The following is a 19,940-nucleotide window of genomic DNA, read 5'->3' on the forward strand; positions in this document are numbered from 1 at the left end:
TAAGCGGATTAACATGATGCTGTATAAACGGGGAAAATTGAAGGGTACACTGAACCGCGTTAAGGCGCGCGCTGGTGATATTTTGTCCCTTAAATTGAAGACATTTAAGCGTTTTGACAACGTTCCCTGTTGTCATATATTTGTAATTTTCGCTTTTCTTTTTTTTGCCGCCGCAGGATTTGCTGAAGCAGGCGCGTTAGTTAATTGGAATTATCGTAAACCAGTTCTGGTTTCAAATTCAACAACTTCACCTTTGACAGATTATCAGGTATTGGTCACCACCGACACAGCTTCTCTGATATCAGCGGGCAAGATGCGCTCGGATTGCGGGGATATAAGATTTACTGATTCTGATGGGAACACTTTGCTGAACTATTGGATAGAGTCCGGCATAAATACCGCTTCCACTAAAATCTGGGTGAAAGTTCCTTCAATTCCGGCAAGCTCAGCAAAAACAATTTATATGTATTATGGAAATACAGGTGTGACCAGCGTAAGCGATAAGGGCGGCACATTTACCTTTTGGGACGATTTCACCAGAGCGAATACATCTTCCGGCTTAGGCGGCAGCTGGACTCTGACAAGCGGTAATTGGCATATACAAACCAATAAAGGCGTTAGAGTAGGTACAGTGAATACGCCTGATAATTCTCAAGCTACTGTTAACAGTAGCACAGATTTTGAAATTCAATTCCAATATACGTTGGCTTCTGACTGTGAGGGAATGCATGTGGAATTGGGGGATATTAGTGTGTGGTTCGGCAGTTGGGGCTATGATGTAATTCAAATTAATTCCGGGGGAGTTCAAATAGGCAGCGTTTCCAATGTTTTTACTACAGGTACCGTGTACACTCTTAAAATTCAAGCGTGGGGTTCGAATGTGAAGGTGTTTGTTAATGGAACAGAGAAGGTGTCAGCTACTACTCGCACACCTTCTGCCGGTACTCTGCTTAAAATTGGCAGCTGGGGCGGGAGTGCTCCGGGAAGTGAACAGATCGATGATATGCAGGTTAGATCTTTCTCATCTCCAGAACCGACAATAAGCGTAGGAGCAGAGGCAAGCGGGGATTTTAGCGGCACCGGTGTCGTTTCCAGCGCGGTCTCTAAGGATAACATCCCCATGGAGAAGTCTATGGTGCGCGACTCCAAAGGCGACCTATATTTAGTTTACGTTAAGGTTTACAATGGAAAACAACGCATTTTTCTGGCGCGCTCCACCGACGATGGCGCCAGTTGGGCCGACACCACGGCTGCTCCCATTGAGACCGCCGGAGACGTGCCTTCGGCAAATTCCTATGATCAGTCGGATCCCGCCTTGGCTATCGACTCAAATGACGTGTTGCACCTGGTTTGGGGCGGGAAAAATAGTTCGCTTGACACTTCCGGCGGCGTGGAAAGCAAATGCGTCTACTCCTCGGCCGCCGTACCCGGCACAAGCTGGTCCCCGTATGTCAAAATCCCGGCCCACTCTTATCAGGGCGTCGAGGGGGGCTTTAGTATAGGGGTGGATTCTAAAAACGGATTACATATTGTATGGACTGGTCAGGATTGCGGCAATGTTTGCAGCTCAATAAGATATTCTTCGCGTACCGCCACAGGTTCCTGGACCCCATATGTTGAAATCAACAATGATGGCAAGATTTACTCTTCCATGTCGCTAGCCATAGACTCAAAAGACGGGGTGCATATTGCGCTAAGACATGCGGTGGCTTCCCTCGCCTGGGCTACGCCGGTCATTCTTTATTCTTCGCGCTCCGCTGCAGGTTCATGGGGCACCTTGACGAGTATCTTTACCGACGGGAACGGCGCGGATCAAGGGGATCCCTCGCTTACCATAGATTCCGCCGGCAACCTTATGGCGGTTTGGAGTTCCGCGGACACTACTTACTCCAAAAGCCAGATCAAATACACGGTCAGGCCCCCGGGGGGAAGTTGGTCAACCTGGGCTTATGCGCAAATTATACCGGAAGCTCCTCAGAGCAACCCAAAGGTGGCGGCTGACGCGCTGGGTAATGTTTACATGGTGTGGTCCGGCTCCGATACTACGAACTCTGTGATAAATATAAAGCGCAGTATTTACAATAGTTAAACTTGGAGCGCATGGCAAAACATATCGGGCGGGGCGCAAACCCAGAACAACCCGCGCCTGCGGTGGTCTGGTTGGCGCAATAATGCCGGCGGCTTGGACCTGGCCTGGCACGGCTATGACGGGATTTCATCCACCGCCACGATACGCGTTCTTCACGATCCGGCGGTGCTGATGTCCCCAGGCTGGACCGCAGCTTCCTGGCCTAAGCCCGCCGGCTGCGGCTACAGCGTTGATGTAACAAAAGGCGGCACCGGCAGCTACACCTCCATACAGGCGGCCATAAATGCGCTGACAATTACCTTAAATACTCCGACCTGTGTGGTTATACGGGATACGGAAACTTATTCGGAGCAAGTGACGGTGCAGGGGTTTGCTAACAACGGGTATCGGCTGAAGATAATGGCGGACCCGACTTTTGTCAGTTCGGCGCCCGCTGTAAATCCGCCTATGCTTTCCACGGCGGCGTTCCAGATAATGAACGACAGCGTGACCGTGCAGGGGATTAATGTTATTTCCACGAATACTGTGGCTTACGGCATATTGGCCTCGTCGGCTTCGGTAAATATCTCAAGTGTTAATGTGATTTCAGGTGAGAAGATTTTGACTGCGGGTATTGCGGTTTCGAGCTATAGCACGGTGTCATATTCAAGCATTACTGTACAATCTGCCAATGGGCTGAAGATTACCGGCTCAAACAGCGAAGTGTCTTTCAGCACCATTACTAATAACACCGTCGCCTATTCCGCCCTCTTGATATTTAATAATTCCGACTCCAATATTGTGACGCATTCCTATATCTCCAATCCGTCGGGAACCGGCGTGTCCCTGGTCACTGGCGCGGATTACAACACCATCTCTGATTCCACCATGACCAGCAATGGCACTACCGCCGGTAATTATGCGCTTTATATCCTTAATTCCGCCACCAACACCATAGCTGATTCTTATATCCAGGGTTCTACGGCGGCTTACATCAGCGGCTCCACCGGGACCATTCTCAACTCGAGCGTCTTCGTTGCCACTAACACCACTGGCGTAGCCCTCTGGTTTGCCGGGGGCAACGTGAATCTGGCGCTTTCTTCAAGCACGTTCAGCGGCGGCTCGCAGGGCGCGGGCATTTATCTGGACGAGAATAATTCCGGCGTTATTAATCTTTCCTCTAATACCATAAGTGGCGGCAAGTTCGGGGTGAATATAGCCACACAATCGGCGGGAACGACGCTTTCAATTGCCAGCATGACTTTCCAAAGCCTCACCGCAGGCGCAACGGCCATCAATTTCCTGGGCGGGCAGTTTGTCTTAACTTTTCCTAAGGTTGCGTTTAACTCCGCGAACATCACCGTGAATGTGAACGGCAGTTCCCTGGCCTCAGGGTCGCGCATCACCATGCGGCAATTCGCCGGCCCAAGAAGCGGCCCTGCTTACGAAAACGACCCTGTCGGCTACGTGGATTGGCCAATTGCCAGCGCGAAATCCGGTCCCTGGTCCGACCCCGACACATGGGATTCCGGGACAGTTCCCACCTCTGCCAACGCCGTCACCATTGCCGCGGGGCATACTATCACTATAGATATTATGACCGCAGTTTCATCCACTACAACTATTAACGGGATATTGCAAGCCAGCCGGGAGGTTAGCTCAAACTGGACTTTGACGGGTGGCGATATTAATGTGAATGCGGGGGGGACGCTTGACTACGGCAATGAGGGTAACACCATTCCAACAACAATTAATGCCCAACTGGTGCTGGCTTCGGGCACTTATGCCGGGCAGTACGGGCTTATCATTAACAATGGCGGCAACTTCACCGTGCGGGGTTCCACTAAAACGCCGTACGCGTTCGCCAGCGCCAGTATCGGCGCGACGGACACCAACCTGAAGGTCTACGGCTCCACCTCCACCGACGGCTGGCAGGCGGGGGATGTTATTACCATAGGCCCGACCAACGGCAACGGGGTCGCCACCACCTCAAGCCGCATTATTACAAGCGTGGACCATACCGGGGGCTCCAACACCGTCAGTTGGTCGGTTGCGGAGCCGCTGGACACGGCCCGGACGCTGTCTTCCACCAGCCCCATCATTGTGGGTAATCTCACGCGCAATGTTTTGGTACAGTCGTCGGGCACTGATGTTAACAGCAACAGCGCCTATATCCGGAATCTGGCGCAGAACGCCACAAGTTTCTCGCTTACTTTGGGCGAGTTTGCTTACCTTGGCACTAACGCCGCCGGAAAATACGGTATAACCTTTAATGACTCCCTGACACACGGCTCAATTTCCAGCTCCACCGTCCGCAATGGCTACGATGGAATATTCCTCAACGCCTCTTCCACAAACATCCTTACCGGGAATAACCTTTACGCCAATTCAATCGGCATTTGGCTCGCCGGGTCCTCCAGCAATACCCTGACCGGAAATAATTCCTACTCCAATACAGCCGTGGGCATTTACCTCAATGGCTCATTCAACAACACCCTGACCGGGAACAATTCCTATTCCAATTTAACAAGCATCGGCGGCGGAATTTATCTCTATGGCTCCAATAATAACACCCTGACCGGGAACAATTCCTACTGCAATGCCATAAGCGCCGGCGGCGGCATTTATCTTTATGGCTCCAATAACATCCTGACGGGGAACAATTCCTACTCCAATTCAAGCGACGGCATTTACTTCGAGTCAGCTTCCTCCAGCAACACCCTCACCGGGAACAATTTCTACTCCAATTCCTACGGCATTTACCTCTCCGGCTCCAATAATAACACACTGACCCGGAATAATTCTTACTCCAATTCACAGCCAGGAATTTACCTTGCCAGCTCCAACAACACCCTGACCGGGAACAACTTCTACTCCAATTCAAGCTACGGCATTTGGCTCTGGAACGCCTCTAATAACACCCTGACCGGGAACAATATCTACTCCAATTCCTACGGCATTCGCGCCGGCAATTCATCCGGCAACACCGTTGTCGGCGGCAATATAGGCTACAGCGCCGCAGGCGACAGTTTGAATAATACTACCGCCGAGATATTTTTTGAACCAGGCGGAACTGCCGAAACCATGGTACTTAAAGGCGTGAGGATCAACCCTTTGGCCGGCGTCTCCGCGGACGGTATGGATGTGGACGGGGCTTCGCTTATCTCTTATAACCAGGACTTTGATACGGGTACGGTGCATATATGGGGTAATTATCGGCTGGCTGGCTCCACGCTGACGCTGGACTATACTTCGCGGCTATATGTCTCCACCAATACCGCTCCTAAGCTGATGCGGGGCGTGGGGCATTCCATCACGGCTGTTGCCACTGACGATGCGGCGACGCTCTCGGAGCTTATAACGGTTAAGCACACCGGCGGCAATTCCTGGACCGTCACGGGTTCATCTTCAGGCGTACTGGGAACATTCACTCAGAGTATCTCCGGTTATCACGACTTTGCGGACAGCAGCAAGGTGCATTTCAGGCTCACGGTGGGCGGCACGCTGAATGTGGACGATATGCTGGATTTTGTGACCGTAGCCGCCTCAAACGACGTCAACCGCCAGAAAAAACTGCTATTTGGCCCGGCGGCTTCTTCTTTCAACAATGGCCGCTCAAAACTGGAAGTGGATTTAGCGGGCGGCATAGTCCTGCGTGGAACAACCGACGGCAGCTTCCCCACAATTGTGGATTGGCTAAGTTCCGCCTCCACCTACTACACTTTTGTGGACTCGGGCGCTTTCACCGCCGTTTACTCTACATTCACCAACATGGACCCGGCCGGCATACAGCTATCGGGAAATAAGGGCGTGGCTATTTCATCTTCCGCCTTTGACTTGGCGGGCCAGGGAACATCTTCCACCGGCGCTTACATTACGGTCAGAGATTTAACCAGCGCCGCCACATTTTACGGCCTTACCTTTAACAATACGCGGCCCAATACCCAGCTTTATAATGTGTATGTGGAAGGGAACAATCCCAGCCTTAACTGGGTTATGCGGAACTGGCAGGGCGCTAATGCGGGCGGGACAAACGACTATGACCCCGGAAACAAAGTAAAGTGGCTGCCTGCCGAACCTATTGCCGCGCAGCCCGCATTTAGCGCGGTTTTTGTTTCCAGCATTACGGCCCGGTGGAACGCTGCCGGCAACGAACCCGGAACCATTTACAACCTTGAAGCTTCCTCCGGCGTATTTCCTAACTATTACACGGGGAACAAAAGCTCCGCCACTTACGCCACCCAGGCTGTTGTTGAAAACATGGAGTCTAACACTACCTATTATTTCAGGGTTAACGCGGTAATGGCGTCCACATCCGCTTACGCAGATCTGGGTTCCACCTCAACTCTGGCAAACCAGGTCACGGGAGGGCAGTTCCAAAATATTTATTATTCGAGCGTAACGGTGAACTGGCTTTCTTTCCCCGCCTCGCCTTCTTCTTCCGCCTGCGAAGGTTATATGGTTCAGGCTTCCACCGCTTCCGACTTTTCCGGTGTTTTGGCTTCTTCCAATACCCTATCCCCTGTGCTCTCTACTCTAACCGTTTCGGGGCTTTCCAGCGGGACGACTTATTATTTCAGGGTGGGGAGCCTTAACTGGGGAGGCGCGGCGAATTATGTGAACACAGGCTCCACTCAGACTAAATGGGGAATGGTAAATAATATTACCGGCACGCCCCTGTCGCCAGGCGCCATTACCTGGTCCTGGGATTCTCTGCCGGAGGCCCGTGCATATAATGTGTACCAGACTTCCGATATGGCATCGCCGGTATCGCAGTCAGTCAATAGCTTTACCCAGACCGGCTTATCCACCAACACGGCATACGGAGTGATAGTAGCGATGGTGGATGAGGTAGGGCAAGAAGGCCCCCTCTCCGACGCGGTAACAAGCTATACGCTGGTGGAAACGCCTACCAAAATTTACTTTGACGAGGTGTCCAGCAACGCGATAACGGCCGCGGCTTATGCTGCCACACCTGCGTTTACCGGGCTTGATAGTGGTCTATCCGGCGTGAATATTTCCACAAGCGGGACATATGCGCAACCCTGGCGGAACGGTGATAAATGGGTAACCAAAGCGAGAATGCCCACGGCGCGTGGCGCATTTGCTGCCGGAACAATAGGCGGCAAGCTGTATGCCGTGGGGGGGAGTTCCGATGGTAGTAATTTCTTGAATACCAACGAGGAGTATGACCCCGCGAGTAATACGTGGATTGCAAAAGCAGTAATGCCTACAGCCCGGGTTCAGTTGGGTGCGGGAATAATAGGCGGCAAGCTGTATGCTGTGGGCGGGTGGAATGGAACCAACTTGAATACCAACGAGGAATACGACCCTGCAGGCAATACGTGGAGTACCAAAGCGGTAATGTCCACGGCCCGGTGGGATTTATCTGTCGGAGTAATAGGTGGTAAGCTATATGTCGTGGGGGGATGGAATAATAGTTCTTTCTTTAATACCAATGAAGAGTATGATCCGGCGGCCAATACATGGGTGATAAAAACAGCAATGCCCACGGCTCGTGATGTATTTGCTGTCGGAGTAATCGGCGGCAAGCTATATGCCGTGGGGGGGTGGAATGGCGCACACTTAAACACCAATGAAGAGTATGACCCCGCGGCCAATACCTGGGCGACCAAAAAGGTGATGCCCACCGCCCGTCGGTTTTTGGCAGCCGGGGTAATAGGCGGTAAGCTATATGCCGTGGGGGGGGATATTAATTGGGTTAATTTAAATATCAATGAAGAGTATGACCCAGGATCCAATACCTGGGTTACAAAAGTGGTAATGCCTACAGTCCGTCATAATTTCTCTGTCGGAGTAATAGGCGGCAAGCTGTATGCTGTGGGTGGGGAATACTTGAATACCAACGAAGAATATGACTCCGGCGTGGCTTCAACTTTCACCGCGCTGATGCCGAACACGCAGTATTTCTTTAAAGCTAAAGCCCGAAATGCCTTGGGCGTGGAGACTGGGGACATTACGCTTTCAACCTATACGCTGGCCGCTGTGCCTGGCGCCGCAACGCCGGCGTATCCCACAGTAAGCTCCAACTCCGTAACGGTTAACTGGACCCAAAGCACAAATCCAACGGGCGTTACTTTATACCGGGCACAGGCGTCCACAGATTCCGCTTTCGGACTGGTGGCGGCGTCATCCGATACATATAACCTCAACGCGGTATTCCCCGGCCTTTCGCCCAACACCACCTATTATGCCCGTGTCGCCGCCATAAGCTTAAACGGAATAATAACGGATTACAAAGCGCTCGGCTCAACTATAACCTGGGTGGAAACGCCGACGAGGATTTACTTTGACGAGGTATCCAGTACCGCCATAACGGCCGCGGCCTATGCCGCCAACCCCGCGTTTACCGGGCTTGATGTTGGTCTGTCCGGTGTGGCGGTGGCCATTAACAACGTATATAAGCCCTGGCAGAACGGCAATAAATGGACGATGAAAACAGGAATGTCCGCCGCGCGGCATGGTTTGGCAGGAGGGGCTATCGGCGGCAAACTATATGTGGTGGGGGGATTGAATGTGACGGGCTACTTGAATACCAACGAGGAATATGACCCGGTAGCGAATACGTGGTTGCCTAAAGCGGCAATGCCCACTCCCAGGGAGATTTTGACAGCCGGAGTAATAGGCGGAAAACTCTATATGGTTGGGGGAAATAACGGGACTCCCATGAATACCAATGAGGAGTATGACCCCGCAGCCAATACCTGGAGTACAAAAGCGGTGATGCCAACTGCCCGTAAATTTTTAACAGCCGGTGTAATAAACGGCAAGCTATATGTGGTGGGGGGTACTAATGGAAGCTGGCTGAATACCAACGAAGAATATGACCCGGCGGCCAATACCTGGGCGACTAAAGCGGCAATGCCCACGGCCCGTGGAACATTCGCGTCCGGTGTAATAAGCGGCAAGTTATATGCGGTGGGTGGGACTAACGGGAGTGCTAACTTAAATAAAAATGAAGAGTATGACCCCCCCAACGATACCTGGGTGACAAAAGCGGCGATGCCCACGGTTCGCGATGATTTGTCAGCCGGCGTAATAGGCGGCAAGCTGTATGCGGTGGGCGGAAACAATGGCTCTCTTTTGAATACCAACGAGGAATATGATCCTGTGTCCGGCACATGGATTACAAAAGCGGTAATGTCCACTGCTCGTAATTATTTATTTGCCAGTGCAGCAGGCGGCAGGTTGTATGTGCTTGGGGGAAATGATGGTGTTAATGACTTGAACAATAACGAAGAATACGACCCCGGTGTGGCGTCGTCGTTTACCGCTTTGACGCCCAACACGCAGTATTTCTTCAAAGCCAAGGCCCGTAATGCTCTGGGCGCTGAGACCGCCGAATTGGTCGGGTTTTCCACCTATACGCTGGCCGCTGTGCCTGGCGCCGCAACGCCGGTATTTACTGGCGTAAGCTCAAGAGCCGTTACGGTTAACTGGACGCAGAGTGATAATCCCGTCGGAACCATATATAATCTCCAAATCTCTACGGCCTTGGATTTTTCGGTTATCAATTCGTCGGGGCAGGTATCCGGTATCCAGTATCCAGTAACCGGTTTGTATCCCAATACAACTTACTATGCGCGCGTGGCGGCCATAAACCACGATGGGTTAATAACGGATTACAAAGCGCTCGGCTCAACCATGACCTGGGTGGAAACGCCGACATCAATTTATTTTGACGAGATAACCACCAATTCAATAACCGCTTCCGGCTACGCCGCCACACCCGCGTTCACCGGGCTAGATGTCGGTCTGTCCGGCGTTGCGGTGGCCATAAACGACGCATATAAACCCTGGCGCAACGGCAATAAATGGACGACAAAAGCGGTGATCCCAACGCCCCGTAATAAATTATCTATTGGAGTAATAGGCGGCAAGCTGTATGCCGTGGGTGGAGGAGTTGGTGGTAGCTACTTTAATACTAACGAAGAGTATGATCCTGCGAGCAATACCTGGAGTACAAAAGCTGTAATGCCCACAGCCCGCCGCGGATTATCAGTTGGAGTAATAGGCCCCAAGCTGTATGCGGTGGGGGGACAGGATAGTAGTGGTTACTTGAATGCCAACGAGGAGTATGATCCTGCATCCAATACCTGGGCCACAAAAACGGTAATGCCGACATCACGTGGCGCTTTATCAATGGGGGTAATAAGTGGCAAGCTGTATGCAATAGGAGGCATAGGCGGAAGCGAAAATGAAAACGAAGAGTATAACCCCGCAACAAATACCTGGGTGACCAAAGCTGTAATGCTTACGGCCCGTGCTGAGTTATCTGCGGGAGTAATAGATGGCAAGTTATATGCCGTGGGGGGATCGGGCGGTAGTCTCAACGAGGAATATGACCCCGTGTCCAATACGTGGGTGACAAAGGCGGCAATGCCCACGATCCGTACTGGTTTGTCAGCCGGAGTAATCGGCGGCAAGCTGTATGCTATAGGGGGAAGCAGTGTCACTGGTATTTGCTTGACTACCAATGAAGAATATGACCCTGCGGCAAATACGTGGAATACAAAAACGGCAATGCCGACGGCCCGATATATGATGTCGGGTGCAGTAATAGGCGGCAAGCTGTATACCGTAGGGGGTGATAATGGCAGCAGTTACTTAAATGTTAACGAAGAGTACGACCCCGGCGTGGCGTCGTCGTTTACCGCGCTGACACCGAACACGCAGTATTTCTTTAAAGCTAAGGCCCGAAATGCCCTGGGCGCGGAGACCGGGGAAATTACGCTTTCAACCTATACACTGGCCGCTATCCCAAGCACCGCAACGCCGTCGTTTACGGGCGTAAGCTCAAGAGCCGTTACGGTTAACTGGACACAAAGCGCCAATCCCGACGGGACGATGTACTATGCCCAGCTCTCCACCGCGTCCGATTTTTCGGCGATTTCCGGTTCTTCTACAACCAGCAACTATCAACTAACAACCAGCAACCTCCTCCCCAACACCACCTATTATGCGCGTGTTGCGGCTATAAATCACGATGGGTTAATAACGGATTACAAAACTCTCGGCTCAACCATGACCTGGGTGGAACCTCCGACATCAATTTACTTTGACGAAGTATCCAGCAATTCAATAACCGCTTCCGGCTACGCGGCCACACCAGCCTTCACCGGGCTTGATGTCGGTTTGTCCGGCGTGACGGTTGCCATGAATAACGCATATCAACCCTGGCGGAACGGGAATAAATGGACGGTTAAAGCGGGAATGCCGACGCAACGGGATGGTGTATCCGGGGGGGTAATAGGCGGCAAACTATATGCGGTGGGGGGATCTAATGGGCTGGGTGTTTTGAATATTAATGAGGAGTATGATCCCGTCGCCAACACCTGGGTGACAAAAACTGTAATGTCCACAGCCCGTATGTGGTTATCAGCAGGAGTAATAGACGGTAAGCTGTATGCAATGGGGGGCTCCCCCGATGGCAGCAGCCCCTTGAATATCAACGAGGAATATGACCCGGCGTCTAATACCTGGGTGACAAAAGCGGTGATCCCAACGGCCCGTTATACTTTCTCGGTCGGAGCGCTCGGCAATAAGTTATATGCGGTGGGAGGCTCTCCCGATGGCGGCAGTTCCTTGAATACCAATGAAGAGTATGACCCGGCCGCGAATACGTGGAGGATTAGGGCCGTTATGCCGACCTCCCGTAATGGTTTGTCTGTCGGAGTAATCGGCGGCAAGCTGTATGTAGTGGGAGGATGGAGTGGGGGTGCTCCATCCTTTAATACGAATGAGGAATATGATCCGGTGTTCAATACCTGGGCAGCCAAAGCGGCAATGCCCACGGCCCGCACCGGTTTGTCGGCGGGAGTGATAGGAGGCAAACTGTATGCCGTGGGCGGAACTTTCAACGGCAGCAGTTTCTTTACTGCCAACGAGGAATACGACCCTGCGTCCAATACCTGGACGACAAAAGCGGTAATGACCACCGCCCGTTGTAATTTTTTTCTCGGAGTAAAATCCGGCAAATTGTATGCGCTGGGGGGATTTAATAGCAGCTATTCGAATGCCAACGAAGAATACGACCCCGGCGTGGCTTCAACTTTCACCGCGTTGACGCCTAACACGCTTTATAATTTCAAAACCAAGGCCCGCAATGCCCTGGGCGTGGAGACCGGTGAAGTTACGCTTTCAACCTACACGCTGGCCGCTGTGCCTGGCGCCGCAACGCCGGCGTTTACAGGCGTAAGCTCAAATGCCGTTACGGTTAACTGGACCCAAAGCGCTAATCCCAGCGCCGTGACCTTATACCGGGCGCAGGCGTCCACAGATTCCGCTTTCGGATTGGTGATGGCGTCGTCCGATACATACAACCTCAATGCGGTATTGCCCGGCCTTTTGCCCAACACCACTTATTATGGCCGCGTGGCCGCCATAAGCATAAACGGAATAATAACGGCTTACAAAGCGCTCGGCTCAACCATGACCTGGGTGGAAACGCCGACGTCAATTTACTTTACCGAAATATCCAGCAATTCTATAACAGCCTCCGGCTACGCAGCCACGCCTGCGTTTAGCGGACTTGATGCCGGTTTGTCGGGCGTGGCGGTGGCTATAAACAACGCATATAAACCTTGGCGGAACGGGAATATGTGGGCAACAAAAGCGCTCATGCCAACTGACCGTGGGCAATTGTCAACCGGGGTAATAGGCGGGAAGCTGTATGCCGTGGGGGGATGGAATGGAGCTAATTATTTAAATACCAATGAGGAATATGACCCCGTGTCCAATACCTGGGCGACAAAAGCAGTAATGCCCACGGCCCGTGATGGTTTGTCTGCGGGTGTAATAGGCGGTAAGCTGTATGCGGTGGGGGGGACGCCTCATAATAACGATAATCCCTTTAATACAAATGAAGAGTATGATCCCGCATCCAATACTTGGACGACAAAGGCGGCAATGCCCACGGCTCGTGAGTTTTTGTCAGCCGGAGTAATAGGCGGCAAACTGTATGCCGTGGGGGGGGAAATTGGGAGTGGTTGGCTGAATACCGACGAGGAATATGACCCCGCGTCCAATACTTGGGCGACAAAAACGGTAATGCCCACTGCCCGTCGTTTTTTGTCGGCTGGCGTAATAAGCGGCAAGCTATATGTAGTGGGGGGATGGAATGGGAGTTACTTGCATACCAACGAGGAGTATGACCCTGTTGCTGATACGTGGAGTACAAAAGCTGCAATGCCGACGGCCCGTGAAGGTTTCTTTACTGGAATAGTAGGCGGCAAACTGTATGCCTTGGGGGGAAATGTTCCCAACCTGAATACTAACGAGGAGTATGACCCCGCAGCCGATACCTGGAGTATAAAAGCTGTAATACCCGCACTCCGTGGTTTTGGTTCTGCGGAAATAATAGGCGGGAAGCTGTATGTCGTGGGGGGAGATAGTGGAGCTGGTACCTTGCATACAAACGAGGAATACGACCCCGGCGTGGCGTCTTCGTTTACGGCGTTGACACCCAACATGTTGTACAGCTTCAAAGCCAAGGCCCGCAACGCGCTTGGCGTGGAGACCGGCGAAATTACGGTTTCAACATATACGCTTGCGGCTGTGGCCTTGCCGCATACTGGAACGCCGCTTTTCGCCTCAATTGCCACTTCAACCATAATGGTTAATTGGTCCTCCGGCTCGGTTACCGGCGGGTTCAACGGCTCAGGTGCGAGTTATAAGATTCAGGTTTCATCGTTATCTGATTTTTCGGTAATTACATCCTCAAGTTTGGTATCCAGTATCCAGTATCCAGTATCCGGTCTTTCTGCAGATACTACTTATTTTTTCCGGGCGCGGGCTTATAACACGGCGGGCGTTACCGATTATTCCTGGCTGGAGCTGGGCTCAACCTCAACATTAGCCGAGCAAGTTACAGGCGTACAACTCACAAGTGTTATTCTTTCAAGCGCCACCATGATCTGGAACACTGTTACAGGCCAGGGCTACGCAGTTGAAGCCTCTACAGCCTCTGATTTCTCGGGTGTCATTCTTTCTTCTTTAACCCTTCAGCCTTCAGCCTTCAGCCTTTCCGTAGGCTCTCTCTTTCCCAACACCACCTACTTCTTCCATGCGGGCGCTCTGAACTGGAATGGAACGGGGAACTTTGCCTCCGCAATAGCTTCATCCACACTGGCAAACCAGGTTACAGGGCAGCAATTACACCTTTTTATTTCAAGCGTAGCGGTTAGCTGGGCAGCGTTGCCGTTAACGCCTTCAAGCGCTTCCTGCGAGGGATTCATTGTTGACGCCTCCACCGTCTCCGATTTCTCCGGTCTTGTTTTTTCTTCTTTCACCCTTCAGCCTTCGGCCTTCAGCCTTTCCGTTGCTAATCTTGACTCCGATGTGGAGTATTATTTCCGCGTCGGGTCGCTGGGCTGGGCAAATATCCCTAATTACACTTTCGCGGGAAGCACGGTTACTCCCGACATAATACCGCCGGGTATTTCTACCGGCGTTGCGGCATATCAGTCTGGCGCCGCCAATTCCGTTAAGCTGTTCTGGACCGCCCCCGGAAACAATGGATATCTGAAAAATCTGGCTATGGGGAGCGAATTCAGGATACAATGGAGTACAAATCCGCCGGAAACGGTAATATGGAGCACCGCAAACGTCCAGGCTATAATGCCTACGGATTTCGTTAATGCGGGGGTAACAGTATCAGCGCTTATTAACAATCTTCCGGCGGAAAAGACCGCTTATTTCAGAGTGTGGGTCGCGGACGAAAAACAAAACTGGTCGGTACAGTCCGACACTGTAAGCGCGTCCGTCTCCCCGTTTGACTTTGCAATAGTGAACAGCGCCGGGAACGCGGGCAGGCACACTTCCCTGGCTTTGGACGGCCTGGGTAATACGCATATCAGCTACTACTCCCCTGGCGACACTTCTCTCAGATATGCAAAAGGGAACGGAACCTCCTGGGCCGTTCAAGCCGTGGACAACGCCGGGGATGCCGTCACCTCCCTCGCTTTGGACGGTTCGGGAAATCCTCATATAAGCTACTATGACGGCGCGAATAAAAAGCTTAAGTACGCAAGCTGGACGGGGACCTCATGGAGCATTGAGACTGTGGACAGCGCGGGGGATGTGGGCGAATATGCTTCCCTTGCTTTGGACGGAGTAGGCAACCCCCGGATAAGCTACTTTGACAACACCAATCAAGACCTCAAATACGCAAAATGGACAGGCGCTTCATGGAGTACCCAGACTGTGGACAGCGCTGGCGATGTGGGCGAATATACTTCCCTCGCATTGGATGGCGCCGGCAACCCCCGGATAAGCTACTTTAACAACACCAATCAAGACCTCAAATACGCAAAATGGACGGGCGCTTCATGGGATGTTGAAACTGTGGACGGCGCGGGGGGGAATGTGGGCGAATATACTTCCCTCGCTTTGGACGGGGCGGGAAACCCTCATATCAGTTATTATGATGGATACAATGGCGGCCTGAAATATACAAAACGGACAGGCGCTTCATGGGACATCCAAACCGTGGACAACGCGGGGGCCGCGGGCACTTATACTTCTCTCGCTTTGGACGGAGCGGGCAATCCTTATATAAGCTACTCCGCTGCCGCCGCCGGCGACCTCAAATTTGCAAGATGGACCGGAACATCCTGGAGTACGCAAACAGTGGACAGCGAGGGGGATGTGGGTTCTTACACCTCCCTTGCTTTGGACGGCGCTGGCAGCCCTGGTATCAGCTACTATGGTGTGACCAACGGCGGCCTTAAAACCGCTAAATGGACAGGGGCGGAGTTTACCATACCCATGGGCGGCAATGCCCGGGGAAAAGTTCAGGCGCCTGACAATATGCATACGGGCCTTTTAGGGTCAACTTCAATACAATGGCTGTGGACCGACCACGCGGCCAATGAGGCGGGCTTCAGGGTTTATTATTCAAGCTATGGGAGCGCCAATGACGATTTCACCCTTGCCGCGGGGACGGCCACTCTTTTAACGGATGCAGCGAATTGGTTCCAGACCGGGCTGACGCCGAATACTTCCTATCAGGCCTATGCCGCGGCGGTAAATGACGGAGGAGCGGTAGTTTCAAGCGCGGCCGTAATTTATACCTGGGCCGCTCAGCCGCAAAATTCCCGTTTTGCCGGAGTTTATATATCCAGCGCCGCTTTGGCCTGGAACTTCGGCACAAATAATCCCTCCTGGACCAATTACGAGGCGGAAGTTTCCTCCGAGCCCGGCTTTTCCGCGCCGGCGTCAAGTTACTCTGATACAGGCAATGCATTCCTGGCTGCCGGCCTGGTCTCCAACGCCACATATTATTTACGCGTTAAAGCGGTCAGCGCGCAGGGCATATCCACCGCTTATACGGCCGCCGTTTCCACCATAACCAATCCCGCTGCTCCTGCCGCCGTAAGCGTTTCAAGCGTGACTTATTCAAGCTTTACCGTGAACTGGAACTCCAACGGGAATTCTCCCTATACCCGGTATATCGTACAGGCTGCGGCCGACCCCGGATTTACCGTCAGTTTTATGTCGACCGTCACCTACCTGAACCAGTACGCTTTTGAAGGGCTTTCCGCCAATACGACCTATTTCACGCGGTTGAGGGCCAAAGGCCTGACAGGCGTAGAAACCGCTTTCGTCGAGTTCGGTTCAACTGTAACCACGACCTTATATCCGTCCTACGCGCCGCTAAGCTCAGTGACCGCGACTTCGGTCCGCGCTAACTGGGGCAAGAACAGCAACGCGGACGGAACCCTTTATCTGGCGCAGGTTTCAACGGATAACTTCGGCTCGGTGCTTGCCTCGTCCAAAACCGCGGACAACAACCTTGTTTTTTCTATGCTGACGCCCAATACCACACACTATTTCAGGGCGGCGTCAATTAACGCGGTGGGGTCTTTAAGCCTGTATATCAGCCTTGGCAGCACGATAACCTACGCCGCGCCGGCTTTGCAACATATCAACACCTTCCCGGCTGTCGGAGGGTTTACTGTCCTCTTCCAGTGGCTGGCGAACGGCAATCCCGCTTATACCGAATATTTCGCCCAGGTTTCCACCGCCGCTGATTTTTCGGGCGACGCGAAGTTCCCGGCGCGGTGGTTCACCGGGGTTTCCACCCAGGCGGCGCATCTTACCCCGTTCACCGGATATTATTTCAGGGTAAAGGCGAGAAATATTTCGGGGACTGAAACCGGCTACTTAAATTTAGGTTCCACCACCACATTCACGGACGTGGATATAAGCTCGCCTGTCATTACTAACAATCAGACCGGCGACAATACCTGGCGGGGTTCCAACAACGGCGTGTATGATGTGGATTTTGCCGATTACGGCGGGTCGTTCTTACAGCAGGTAGAGGTAAAGGCGATGACAGGCATGGCGCAGACCGGGACATTGGTCTCAGACTGGGCCCCGGTGCTGACAAATATAAATTCCGCGGCGTATACCGCTGATTTCAGCCTTTCGCCCGCGGTTTTCGGCCTTCTTGCGCAAGGGACGAACTATATCTCCGTGCGCGCGATCGACGGCGCCGGAAATCATACGGACCTGACCGACGCGTTCTATGTGATCAAAGACAGCGCGGCGCCGGTCATTGCGGATAATCAGGCGGGCGATAATATTTGGCGGCAGACGGACCCCGGCCCGATATATAACGTGGATTTCGCGGACTCGGACTCCGGGCTTGAGGGCATAGAGTATAGCGCGAGCGACAACCCTAATTCCGCCGACGCCGATGTGCTCGACTGGACCCGGATAGCGGCGCTTAGCGCCGGACAGAATTCCTATACCGCGGACTGGGGCGTAAACTTCGCTGGGCTTTTAAACGTCGTCACGAATTATATTTCCGTGCGCGCGCGGGACAGGGCGGGAAATGAGGCGACGGCCGTTGACGCGTTCAAGGTGCTGAAGAATATCAACGGCCCCGAAGTGAAAATAACCGCGCCGGCCTCCGGCTACCGATCGGCGCTTGCGGCCGTCTCCGGAACCGCAGCGCAGGTGCTGGCTTATCCGATAACCGGCGTGGAACTTAAGATACTGGATAAATCCGCCATGCTCTACTGGAACGGTTTTGATTTCAGTTCCCCGGCGCCGCTTTGGTTTAACGCTTCCGGGACCGCGGTCTGGAATTACGACACTTCCGCTGTCGCCTGGCTTAACGGAGTCTCTTATGAGGCGGTAGTCCGCTCAAGCGATACCACCGGCAATTATTCCGCGCCTTACGCCACCGCAACCTTCACCTTTGACGCGAGCGTTCCCTCCGCGGGCGTTACCTGGCCGCAAAACGGCGTGGCGGTAAGCAGTTTGAATTACATAACCGGCACGGCCCTTGACGCGCCGCCTAATTCCGGCATAGCTTCGGTCGCGCTCAGGTTCGGGAGAGCTTCCGACGGGAAATGGTGGAACTTCTTCGGCAGGAACTGGTCGGACATGGCGGTTTCAACACTCGCCGCCGGCGGGGCGTCCTGGCATTATCAGCCCGACTGCTACCTGAAGAGTAATCTGGCTTCCAATGCCTCGTATTATCTTACCGCCGCCCCCGGAGACTGGGCGACGCCTTCAAATTCTCCTCTGTTCGGCGTTTACGGGACGACTTTCACATTCCTGGATGTTTCCTCTCCTTCGGCCGTAAGCGTTATTTCCGCTTCAAGCGGAACTTTGCCGGGCAGGATACAGCTCCAATGGGCCGCCGCCGGTGATGACGGGGACGACGGTATCATGCTGTACGGCCAGTTCGCCGTCCAATATTCAACCTGGGCGGGGGCGGAGTTCAGCACCCGGACCGCCCAGGTAATGGTTTCAACCATGAATATAACCCCCGGTTCCACGCAGTACCTGACTATTTCAGGGCTGGTCCCTTCCGTTACTTATTACCTGACCCTCTGGACAATGGATGACGCGGAGCTTTGGTCGGACGCTTCCCCGGCCGTTTCTGAGATATCGGGCGCGTACCTGACGGATCAGATATCCGGCTACGTGAAAAATCCGGCCGCGCAGGGGATAACCGGCGTGCTGGTGGAAGCCATCAACGGTTTCGGCTCAACCTCCGGGAACGCTTACACCATTGACGACGGGAGCGGCACTTTTGTCGTTTCAGGGCTTGCCGACGGCTTTTACCGCATCCAGGTCACCTGGACGGAGAACGGTTTTGTGAGTTCGGTTTCAAAAGACCTGATCCCGATGGGTTACGCGGACGCGGATTTTGAGCTTTCGGTCGCTTACCAGCTCGCGAGCGTTTCCGGGCAGGTGGCAGCGTACACGAAGGCTGAAGGCTTAAGGCTGAAGGCTAAAGGGAGGAGTAAGGTTGAAGGGGCGGGAGTTTACGTGGAACTTTATCAGGGGGGGAGAAAGATCGCTACAGCGGATGTGGGGGATGATGGAAGATTTAAAATAGCGAACCTTCTGCCCGGGAAATACACTGTGAAGATAGTCGGACTTCCTGAAGGCTCAAAAGAGGTCAAGGTCCAGTTGAAAGAGGGGCAGAATCTTGAAATAAGTCCTTTAGGGACGCTTCTAAAGAAGGATAAAGTCTATGCCTATCCGAATCCCGCCTCAAAGAGCGTTATTTTCCATATAGAATCGGATAGACCGGCGCTTAAAAAACATATAATAGTTTTTGAAGTTGACGGCCGGGTTATCCGGGAGTTTGCCGATGCGGATGCGGGCTGGAATACATCGGGCGCCTACGTATACGAATTTACCTGGAATATAGACCCCAAAGTGGCCTCCGGCATTTACATCTATATGGTCAAAGTGAAAGACGAGGGAACCGGAGACACTGAAAAAACTATAAAGAAACTGGCTATAGTAAGATAGGCTGAAGGAACGGAAAGAAGGGCGGAATTGACGGCAAAGTTTGTCATTGCGAGCCGAAGGCGAAGCGATC

The 19,940-nt window shown here is 52.9% G+C and carries 2 protein-coding genes; both read left to right on the forward strand.

The features are described from left to right. Positions 1 to 13: 13 nt before the first annotated feature. Entirely contained in the window at positions 14 to 2,089 is a 2,076-nt protein-coding gene (locus NTX59_11365) for a DUF2341 domain-containing protein (protein MCX5786276.1), read from the forward strand. Between the two features lie 93 nt (positions 2,090 to 2,182). After that, positions 2,183 to 19,870: a fibronectin type III domain-containing protein gene (locus NTX59_11370; GenBank protein ID MCX5786277.1), complete on the forward strand. Its 17,688-nt coding sequence runs from the start codon at positions 2,183 to 2,185 to the stop codon at positions 19,868 to 19,870. Positions 19,871 to 19,940: the final 70 nt, after the last annotated feature.

This window comes from Elusimicrobiota bacterium, assembly GCA_026388155.1.
Classification (GTDB): Bacteria; Elusimicrobiota; Elusimicrobia; order Elusimicrobiales; family UBA9959; genus UBA9634.